Genomic DNA, 10000 nt, shown 5'->3' on the forward strand with positions numbered 1-10000 from the left:
TGCCTTTATCAGCTGTGGCTGAGATTAAACGTGAAGTTGGCCCAAGCGAAATTACCCGTATTGGTCAGCAACGTGTCGCTTTGATCAGCGCTAATCTGGCGTACGGTGACTTAGAACAAGCCACTGCTGCAGCCAAAACTGTGCTGGCACAACTGACGTTGCCTTATGGCGTTGGCGCTACTATTGTCGGTCAAAGTGAAGAGATGGAGCGCTCTTTTAATTCCTTGATGATGGCGTTGCTGCTGGCGGTGTTTCTGGTCTATCTGGTGATGGCATCGCAGTTTGAAAACCTGCTGCAACCTTTGCTGATTTTATTCACTGTGCCTTTGGCTGGTGCTGGTGCTGTATTAGGTTTATGGCTGACCGGTACCCGTGTCTCTGTCATTGTCTTTATCGGCTTGATTATGCTGGCCGGTATAGTGGTGAATAACGCCATAGTACTGATAGACCGTATTAATCAGTTACGTGCTGAAGGTATTGCATTAAATGATGCCATTATAGAAGCTGGTGCAACCCGTTTACGCCCTGTACTGATGACCACATTAACGACAGTGCTGGGCTTATTACCTATGGTGCTCGGTAGCAGCGATGGTGCAGAAATCCGTTCGCCTATGGCCATAACAGTCATTTGGGGCTTAAGCCTGTCGACGCTACTGACGCTGGTATTTATCCCTGTGTTATATCGCTTGACTGCGCGCGACGTGCAAACGGCTAAGGAGTAGCAATATGGATCATCAACCTTTAGCCATCACCCGTTTTGCCTTAACCCGGCCTGTGACTTTATGCATGTTGTTTTTGTCCTTGCTGGTGTTTGGCATAATAGCCAGCAGACTGTTGCCACTGGAGAAATTCCCGGGCATCGACATCCCTGAAATTTATGTGCATGTGCCATACCCCAATGCCACACCCAGTGAAACCGAGCGGTTAATCACCCGACCTGTGGAAGAAGCGCTGGCGACAGTGACTGGCATTAAAAAGATGCGCAGTTTTTCCAAAGAAGATGGCGCAGACATTTCACTGGAATTTAACTGGGAAGAAGACATCAATACCAAAAGTATTGAAGTGCGGGAACGTCTGGACAATATGCGTCATTTGTTGCCACGAGACGTGGAGCGGGTGATGGTGTATCAGTTTAATACCAGCGATATGCCTATTTTCCAGCTGCGTATTTCCAGTGAACGCGATTTGGCCATGGCCTACGACTTACTAGAGCGCGTGATTAAGCGTCCGCTGGAGCGGGTGCCCGGCGTGTCGAAAGTAGAACTTTATGGTGTGGATAAACGCCAGGTCACAGTGCGGCTTGATCCGCAGCGTATGCGTAACCTACAGGTTGACCCGGTGCAATTAGTACAGCTGTTGCAGGCCAGTAACTTTGCGATGACAGCAGGCGAGCTGCGTAATGCAAACGAAAGTATTCTGGTCAAACCCCTGGGGGAATTTGCTAGTCTGGATGAGATCCGGGCTTTACCTATACGTGCAGGTTTAACTTTAGGTGCAGTGGCTGATGTAGTTCTGGAATTACCAAAACGTGTCGAAGGCCGTCACTTACACCAGACCTATGCAGTCGGCATGAATGTGTTTAAAGAGTCCAATGCCAACCTGGTCGACGTATCGCGTGCTGCCATAGCTGTAGTGGATGCTGCGGGTAAAGATCCGGCTTTTAATGGCATTAACTTATTTTTGATGGACGATACAGCCAAAGGCGTGACGGACTCTTTATCAAACCTGCTCAGTTCAGGTGCTATGGGGGCTTTATTATCTTTTGGGGTGTTGTATTTATTCTTACGCCATATTCCAACCACTTTAGTCGTGGTGTTATCGGTGCCTGTTTCTATCGCTATCACTTTGGGGGCCATGTATTTCCTTGGATACAGCTTAAATATCCTGAGTATGATGGGATTGATGCTGGCTGTTGGCATGTTGGTAGACAATTCGGTGGTGGTGACAGAAAGTATATTCCGTGAGCGCGCCGCCGACCCTGATATGAAAAGAGCGACAGAGTTGGGCGTGAACAGAGTGAGTTTGGCTGTGCTTGCTGGCACCGCCACTACTGCTATTGTATTTTTGCCCAATATCATAGGTCAGAAAGTCGATGTAACAGTGTTTCTGGAGCATGTTGCTATTGCCATTACTATCGCGCTTGGCGTGTCTCTGTTGATGGCGTTAACCCTCATTCCATTTTTGACTACAAAAATTAGACAAATTCACAGCTCTGATCATGCGGAGCCAAGCAAGCTGGATAAATTTTATAGCCGTTGTTTACGCTGGGTGATGAGCTCCCCAAAAGCTGCGACAGGCATTGCATTTTTATTGTTGGCCAGCATAGCTATCCCTATCAGTGCGGTATCAGGTGGTGATGATGACGATGGCGATAGCAACAGAGCTTTTTTGAACTACAACGTGCAGGGCAATTACAACCTGGCGGAGGTAGAGCAGGAAGTGAACCGGATGGAAGCTTATTTGTACCAGCACAAAGACGAGTATGAAATTGAGTCTGTATACAGCTATTACACAGCCAATCATGCGATTTCGATCATTATGTTTAACGATCCGCTGATAAAACCTGTTTCTGAAATTAAAGATGCTATACGCAAAGGCTGGCCACAATTGGTGCGCTCACAACCCAGTTTTGGCTGGAGTGATAACGGTGGTGGTATGCAGGTGCATTTGTCTGGCCCATCCACTGAAATGCTGACTAAATTAGCAGCTGATATTGTGCCAGTGATTTCACAAATCAAAGGGCTGGAGGATGTGCGCTCTGAAATTGCCGATGGCCAGTTTGAAATGCAAATTCAGCTCAATAACGAAGAGTTACAACGTCAGGGGCTGGATGCCAGCGAAGTGGCTCAAGCTGTCACTCTGGCACTACGTGGCACTAATTTACGTACCTACCGCTCAGAAGAGCAGGGCGAATTACAATTAAGAGTCTTGTACGACGAAAAAGTCAGCCACTCGCCTGCTGAGCTGGCGGCTATTCCAATTTTAGTCAACAACAATGTAGTGATCACTTTGTCTCAGGTGGCGGAACTGAAAGTAGCACCTTTGTTATCCGAGATCCGTCGTTTTAACCGTCAAACCACCCTTGCCATTGGTATGAATATGGGCAAAGACCTGACCATGGATAAAGCCCGTGAAGAGCTCAGCAAAAGGCTGAATCAACTACAATTGCCTGCAGGTTATGCCTGGTCTTTTGAAGGCAGCTTCCAGTATCAGGATGAGGCGCAGGGCATAATGCAAATTAATATGTTGCTGGCTGTGGCTATGATTTATCTGGTGATGGCGGCGCTGTTTGAGTCCTTAATTATGCCAACAGCTGTGATTGGTTCTTTGCTGTTCTCTTTTGTTGGGGTGTTCTGGGCCTTTTTATTCACAGGAACTTCTATGGGCATTATGGGCATGATTGGTATGCTGGTGCTGATGGGCATAGTGGTGAATAACGGTATAGTGCTGGTGGACCGTATTAATCAGCTGCGTAATGAAAGCCCTGATGCAGAGCTGGTGCCACTGATTATCGACGCCTGTGAAGCACGGTTAAGGCCTATCTTGATGACGGTATCCACTACGGTATTGGGCTTGTTACCGCTGGCTTTTGGTGATGCCACTATAGGCGGTGATGGTCCAAGTTATGCGCCTATGGCCATCGCTATCATAGGTGGTTTAGTGTTTTCTACTTTAACCAGTTTATTGCTGGTGCCGCTCACCTACTGGGGCTTAATCCGCTTTAATGTTCGCTGGTCTGGCTTTTTAGGTAAAGCCAGAATGCTGGCGAATAAGGTGATCAGTGCAAACTGATCAAGTGCCAGAACAGAAGGTTTCGCCTGGTTGGTGGCATTTTTTCACCCTCTGGTCCCAGTGCTCTAGGTAGATAGCTATGACAGGTTTTAACTAAAGACGGTGATTAACCAAGCAAATTGTTAGTATTTGGGCGGCCTAAAGCCGCCCTTTTTTATCACCCTATGGGGAACCTTGTCAGGGGAAGAACACTCCGGGAGATTGAAGCATGACACCAGCTAAAACAATACTTTGTCTATTCGGACTGCTTTGCCTACAGCTTCAGGCAAAGCAAGTGTTGAGCGCAGAGCAGCAGGTCTATGCAGCCGAACGTGCTTTTGCCAAATCTATGGCCGAGCGGAATTTAACGGCGTTTGCCCAGCATTTGTCGGATGATGCCATCTTTTTTGGTGAGGGCGTTTTAAAGGGCAAAGTTGCGGTAATCGAAGGCTGGAAAAGTTTTTATCAGGGCGAAATTGCACCTTTTTCCTGGGAGCCCACTCTGGTTGAAGTGTTAGAGGATGAGACACTCGCCTTAAGCACTGGTCCCGTCAGGGATCCTTCCGGCAAAATTGTTGCCACTTTCTCATCCATCTGGCGTCAGGAGCAACCCGGAGTCTGGAAAGTAGTGTTTGATAAAGGTTGTGCTGTTTGTCATTGCGATAAAAAGACATGAAGCAACAGCATTGTCATGTTTACTCTGATGAAGTGGCTTTTTGCAGTCTTTGACAGGCGTCCAACAAGACTTTTCACTGATTTTATTTAAAAAAGCTAAAGGTTCTGTAGTCTCTTCATTACTGCTAGTGATACGTAAGTGTCACGTTAGGGCAGCGATTTTTGTTCAATAAGCATGGCTTTGTAATAGAGTTTTAGGGAGGATGCTCTGCCTGAAGAACAGATGTTTTTTATGAGTAGTTCCCATTCCTTGTCCACTCTTCCTTGTAAATCAATAAGCTGCATCTATTCTTAGTGCTGGTATAGTGATCTTCTGGTTTCATCATGACATTTGTGATTAGCTGCGTGATGTTATGTGCCCTGCTGGCGTTTCCTGCGCAATCCAAACCTGAACAGACTATTAAGATCCGGCATTACCACTTGCATCCCCGTCATGATTTTGCATTGAAACTGATGGATTTAGTGCTGACTAAAAGCGCTACACCTTATGAAATTCAGGCTGTGAAATCCAATGAAGTGTTAACCGAGGGCAGGGTGGAAAAAATGGTGGTGGATGGTGAACTGGATATGTTGTTTATCTCCACTTCCACGGAGCGAGAGCTCAGTATGATCCCCATTAAAGTACCTATCTACCGCGGATTGCTTGGATTAAGGTTGTTGTTAATTAAGCCAGTTCAAAATGAGAAATTCAAAAAAATCAAAAGTCTTCATGATCTCAAACCTTATGTTGCTGGACACAATGTGCATTGGAGTGACTTTAGCGTATTTAAGAGTAATGGCTTAAAAGTGGTCAGCTCGACCAATTATGACGCTTTATTTGAGATGCTAAAACATGACAGATTTGATTATTTCTCCAGAGGCGTCAATGAAGTCTGGGGGGAGTTAGGCCAACATTCTGACGAGTTGATGGTAGCTGACAATCTAATGTTGTTTTATCCTCACCCCGTGTATTTTTTTGTAAGTAAGCACAAACCTGAACTAGCCGCAGCGCTGGAAAAAGGTTTAGCTATAGCGCTTCAGGATGGGTCCTACAAAGCTTTATTCCAAAGCTATTACGCAAAAACTCTGGAGCGGGCGGATTTAAAAAACAGAACCATGATTAATCTGAATAATCCGGCTGTGCCCGCAGGCACAGCTCCAATAGATACCAGTTGGTGGTTAACGCCCTGAGTGATTAATTAGGCAGTTACAGTGACGACAACTTTGCCGCTGTTACCTGCAGTTGCCACTTTTTCATAAGCCTGCTCTATGCTGGCAAAGTCAAACTCCTGTGGGTCAAGTCGTATAGTGAGCAGCCCTTGTTCAGTCAGTTGACTGGCCTGACGAAGAATATTGCCGTGATGTGCTCTGCATTGGCCCGTTAATAGTGGTATTAATGTAAACACACCTGAGTAGCTGGCCGCTCTGAACGATAAAGGCGCTATGCTGTGTGTACCCCAGCCGAGACTGCTGACCACATGGCCTGTATAGGTTTTTACTGATTGAAAAGCCTGATCCAGACTGACGCCTCCGGTGGTATTAAATACAATATCAAAGCCTCTATGGTCGGTATGTTCTGCCAGGTATTGCTCTACAGATGTGTGCTGATAATCAATAAAAACAGCGCCTAAAGAACGGATATAGTCTGCATCTTTGGCTGAAGCCGTGGCATAGACTTCTGCGCCAAAGGCTCTGGCGAGTTGAACCGCGACATGACCTACACCTCCAGCGCCACCTTGCACCAGTACTTTATGCCCGGCTGCAACTCTGGCTCTGTCTATCAAACCTTCCCATGCCGTAATCACCACCAAAGGCATAGCAGCGGCCTGACGCAGGTTGATGTTCGATGGAGCTTTGGCCAGCAAGTCCGCATCTACTAATTGATACTGAGCCAAAGCGCCTTGTTGGCCTGCCACACCGCCCGTCATACCATAGACTTTGTCGCCTCTTACAAATTGACTGATATCAGATCCTGTTTCGACCACTTCACCTGCCATGTCGATGCCCAATACGGCAGGAAAAGGCTGTTTGGCATGAACTGCTTGTCCAGCTCTGATTTTTAAGTCCAGTGGGTTGATGCCGGTCGCGGCCACTTTCACCAGCACCTGACCTATGCCGACTTGAGGGATAGTTAGTTCAGTTAATTTGAAACTGTCATTCGCTTCAGTAATTTGTAACGCCTGCATACGGTGTTGAGTACTCATCTGGATGTCCTCTGCTGTGATTTGTTGGTGCCTTGTTATTAGGCTGAATGCAGTATTACCCATGCCTAAAAGAACTGAAATCAACTAATATGCATTAACGTCATGCAAAAATGTATGAGTAACTTTAATAGGAAGCGCAGGGGGCAGCGATGGAACATCTGGACTGGAGCGATATCCGTTTATTTCTGGCGGTGGCGGAGCAGGGCACCTTAACAGCAGCTGCGCGAGCTGTAGGTTTTACTCAGCCCACCTTAGGGCGTCGTATTCAAAGTCTGGAGCAGAGTTTGGGTTTGAAGCTGTTTCAGCGCACCGCAGAAGGTTTTCTGCTGACCGAGGCCGGGCTTGCTTTGTTACCAGCGGCCAAACGTATGGCCGAAGAAGCGGATGCAGCAATGCGCCAGTTGGCCGGGCAGGAAGAAAAACTGACAGGGACCTTACGTATTTCGTCTTTTGACTGGTTTAGTCATTATCTATTGGCCGATTGTTGCGCTGGTTTTTTGCAGCTGCACCCAGAAGTCAGTATAGAGCTGCTTAACGACAGCAGGCTATTTAATCTGGCGCGGCGTGAGGCGGATTTAGTGTTCCGGCTAAAAGCTTTTGACGAGCCTGACATAGCGCAGCGTAAACTGTTGCAGTTGGAGTATGGCTTGTATGCCGCTGTTGGTTTTGATCTGAGTTTACTCGCTACTCCAGAGCAGCTCAGGCTGATTAGTATGGACAGTCATTTTAGCGATGTACCGGATGTGGCCTGGCTCAACACTCAGTTTCCAGGCGCAAAGTTAGCCTTTAGCAGCAATAGCAGAGAAGCTCAGGCCAGGTTATGTTTGGCAGGGCTTGGGCTTGCAGTATTACCTGTGCGGATGGCTGAACAAATTCAGGGATTACAGCAACTGCAGCTTGCTACTGCACCACCTTCACGACAGATTTGGCTGGGCTATCATCAGGATTTACGTCATCAGCGCAGGCTCAGAGCTTTTATAGACTTTATCACTCAATGGTTGGGTGACATGGAGTAGCTGCTGTGGTGAAAAACGAAAAGTCCGCCGGATCATCAGATCAGACGGACTTTTTTGCATTGTTGGACTGATTGGCTTGTTACAGCGCTTTTAATATCGCATCCACTGTAGCTTTGGCATCGCCAAAACACATTTGGGTATTGTCTTTATAAAACAGTGGGTTATTTACGCCCGAGTAGCCTGTGTTCATCGAACGCTTAAACACCACTACGTTTTGCGCTTTCCAGACTTCGAGCACAGGCATGCCGGCAATTGGGCTGGTTGGATCTTCAGCCGCTGCAGGGTTGACTGTATCGTTAGCGCCTATGACCAGCACTGTGTCGGTGTCAGAAAAATCTTCATTAATTTCATCCATTTCCAGCACTATGTCGTAAGGCACTTTGGCTTCAGCCAGCAGCACATTCATATGGCCTGGCATGCGGCCAGCCACTGGATGAATACCAAAACGCACTTTGACACCACGCTCTTTTAGTTTCTGGCATATCTCAGCCACTGGATACTGGGCCTGAGCCACAGCCATACCATAACCTGGAGTGATCACTACTGAGCTTGAGTTTTTCAGTAAATCTGCCACATCTTCTGCGCTGATTTCGCGGTATTCGCCTTGCTCTTCGTCCACTGAACTTAGTTTCGCATCGGCCTGACCAAAACCTCCGGCGATGACGGAGATAAAAGAGCGGTTCATCGCCTTGCACATAATGTACGACAGGATAGCGCCGGACGAACCCACCAAAGCACCTGTGACAATCAGCAAGTCGTTGGCCAGCATAAAACCTGCGGCCGCAGCGGCCCAGCCTGAGTAGGAGTTCAGCATAGACACCACCACCGGCATATCAGCACCGCCTATGGAGGCAACCAGATGCAGACCAAAAACTAAGGCTATCAGTGTCATAATCAGCAGAGCAGTTTCACCCGCTTCGAAGCCGACAAAACAAACCAGCAATACGGCTGATGCTAACAAGGCTAGTACATTCAGTTTATGTTTATGCGGAATGCTCAGCGGTTTAGAGCTAGCGATGCCACGCAATTTGGCAAAAGCAACGATCGAACCAGAGAAGGTAACGGCACCGATAAAGACGCCTAAAAACACTTCGGTTAAATGCACAGTTAAGGCTGCGCCAGCAGCAGAGTGGGTTTCAAAGAAGCTATTGTAACCCACCAGTACTGCAGCCAAACCGACAAAACTGTGCAGAATGGCCACTAATTCCGGCATTTGGGTCATTTCAACTTTCAGTGCCAGTCGAAGGCCAATGGCACCGCCTATCGCCAGAGCAATAACTAAAGGTAGCATAGCGTCAAGGCTGACACCGGCAATGGTCGCGAGCAGGGCTATGGTCATGCCCAAAATACCCAGCCAGTTGCCGCGACGAGCGCTTTCCTGTTGAGAGAGTCCAGCTAAGCTTGCTATAAAAAAAGCGGCGGCCAGCAAATAAGCCGAGGTGATTAATCCTTGTGTCATGGCTGTTACTCCCCGCCTTTGGTAAACATTTTCAGCATGCGCTGCGTCACGGTAAAACCACCTACTATGTTAATACTGGCGATCATCACAGCGACAAAAGCCAGCACCTGCACCAATAGCGAATCGCTGCTGATTTGCAGTAATGCGCCCAGCACTATAATGCCGGATATCGCATTGGTAACGGACATGAGCGGGGTATGCAAGGCATGAGTCACGTTCCAGACCAGGTAATAACCTACCACGCAGGACAATAAAAATACGGTAAAGTGCGCTAAGAAGTCACTGGGGGCGGAGTAGCCTATCCAGAGTAAAAGCAGGGCAGCAATGCCAATAAACCAATTGGTATTGATGGATTTCTTCGCCGCTTTGGCGGCTGGTTTTTCTGGGGCGACCACAGGTTTTGCAGCGGCAGTGACACTGATAGCAGGTGGCGGGAAAGTGACTTCACCCTGATGCACCACGGACATATTACGGATAATCACATCCTGCATATCCAACACCATCTGACCATCTTTGGTTTTGCATAACAGCTTGGCTAAATTTACCAGATTGGTGCCATACAGCTGAGACGACTGAGCGGCTAAACGGCCTGGTAAGTCGGTATAGCCTATGACTTTAACCCCTGATGCAGTTTCGGTAATTTGACCTGACACTGTGTATTCGCAGTTACCGCCTGTCGCTGCAGCCAAGTCGACAATGACAGAGCCGGCTTTCATCGAGTCGACCATTTCTTTGGTGATGAGCTTTGGTGCCGGACGGCCCGGGATAAGCGCCGTGGTAATAATAATATCGACTTCTTTGGCCTGGGCGGCAAATAAGGCCATTTCAGCGGCAATAAATTCATCCGACATCACTTTGGCGTAACCACTGGAGGAGGAGCCATCTTCGGCAAATTC

8 protein-coding genes are annotated in these 10000 nt (G+C 47.8%); 5 read left to right on the plus strand and 3 right to left on the minus strand.

The features are described from left to right. The 4 genes from LDL40_RS01460 to LDL40_RS01475 form a co-directional block, all read left to right on the plus strand. Window positions 1–722 (plus strand): efflux RND transporter permease subunit (locus LDL40_RS01460; RefSeq protein WP_300992995.1); only part of this gene is annotated, 722 nt, incomplete at its 5' end. 4 nt (window positions 723–726) lie between these two features. Then, window positions 727–3792: an efflux RND transporter permease subunit gene (locus tag LDL40_RS01465; RefSeq protein ID WP_300992997.1), complete on the plus strand. Its 3066-nt coding sequence runs from the start codon at window positions 727–729 to the stop codon at window positions 3790–3792. Between the two features lie 274 nt (window positions 3793–4066). Next, the gene (locus LDL40_RS01470) at window positions 4067–4447 is read left to right on the plus strand and encodes a nuclear transport factor 2 family protein (RefSeq protein ID WP_300992999.1); all 381 of its coding nucleotides are present in this window, start codon (window positions 4067–4069) and stop codon (window positions 4445–4447) included. A gap of 323 nt (window positions 4448–4770) precedes the next feature. Beyond that, a complete protein-coding gene (locus LDL40_RS01475) occupies window positions 4771–5616 on the plus strand; it encodes a transporter substrate-binding domain-containing protein (protein WP_300993001.1) in 846 nt (281 codons plus the stop codon). 8 nt (window positions 5617–5624) lie between these two features. On the opposite strand, the gene LDL40_RS01480 is transcribed toward LDL40_RS01475, so the two are convergent. Then, a complete protein-coding gene (locus tag LDL40_RS01480; RefSeq protein ID WP_300993004.1) occupies window positions 5625–6629 on the minus strand; it encodes a zinc-dependent alcohol dehydrogenase family protein in 1005 nt (334 codons plus the stop codon). A gap of 149 nt (window positions 6630–6778) precedes the next feature. On the opposite strand from LDL40_RS01480, the gene LDL40_RS01485 reads away from it, so the two are divergent. Next, window positions 6779–7645: a LysR family transcriptional regulator gene (locus LDL40_RS01485; protein WP_300993007.1), complete on the plus strand. Its 867-nt coding sequence runs from the start codon at window positions 6779–6781 to the stop codon at window positions 7643–7645. A gap of 79 nt (window positions 7646–7724) precedes the next feature. On the opposite strand, the gene pntB is transcribed toward LDL40_RS01485, so the two are convergent. Further along, window positions 7725–9104: a Re/Si-specific NAD(P)(+) transhydrogenase subunit beta gene (gene pntB / locus LDL40_RS01490; RefSeq protein ID WP_300993010.1), complete on the minus strand. Its 1380-nt coding sequence runs from the start codon at window positions 9102–9104 to the stop codon at window positions 7725–7727. Window positions 9105–9109: 5 nt separating this feature from the next. After that, window positions 9110–10000, minus strand: an 891-nt coding sequence (pntA, locus tag LDL40_RS01495; RefSeq protein ID WP_300993013.1) for a Re/Si-specific NAD(P)(+) transhydrogenase subunit alpha, incomplete at its 5' end; no start/stop codon positions are given.

Source organism: Rheinheimera sp. (genome assembly GCF_020217005.1).
GTDB lineage: Bacteria > Pseudomonadota > Gammaproteobacteria > Enterobacterales > Alteromonadaceae > Pararheinheimera.

What these genes read in the sequence shown, in the direction of transcription:
- LDL40_RS01465 (WP_300992997.1), top strand. Translation starts at nt 727, where the DNA reads ATGGATCATCAACCTTTAGCCATCACCCGTTTTGCCTTAACCCGGCCT.
- LDL40_RS01485 (WP_300993007.1), top strand. Translation starts at nt 6,779, where the DNA reads ATGGAACATCTGGACTGGAGCGATATCCGTTTATTTCTGGCGGTGGCG.
- LDL40_RS01475 (WP_300993001.1), top strand. Translation starts at nt 4,771, where the DNA reads ATGACATTTGTGATTAGCTGCGTGATGTTATGTGCCCTGCTGGCGTTT.
- LDL40_RS01480 (WP_300993004.1), bottom strand. Translation starts at nt 6,629, where the DNA reads ATGAGTACTCAACACCGTATGCAGGCGTTACAAATTACTGAAGCGAAT.
- pntB (WP_300993010.1), bottom strand. Translation starts at nt 9,104, where the DNA reads ATGACACAAGGATTAATCACCTCGGCTTATTTGCTGGCCGCCGCTTTT.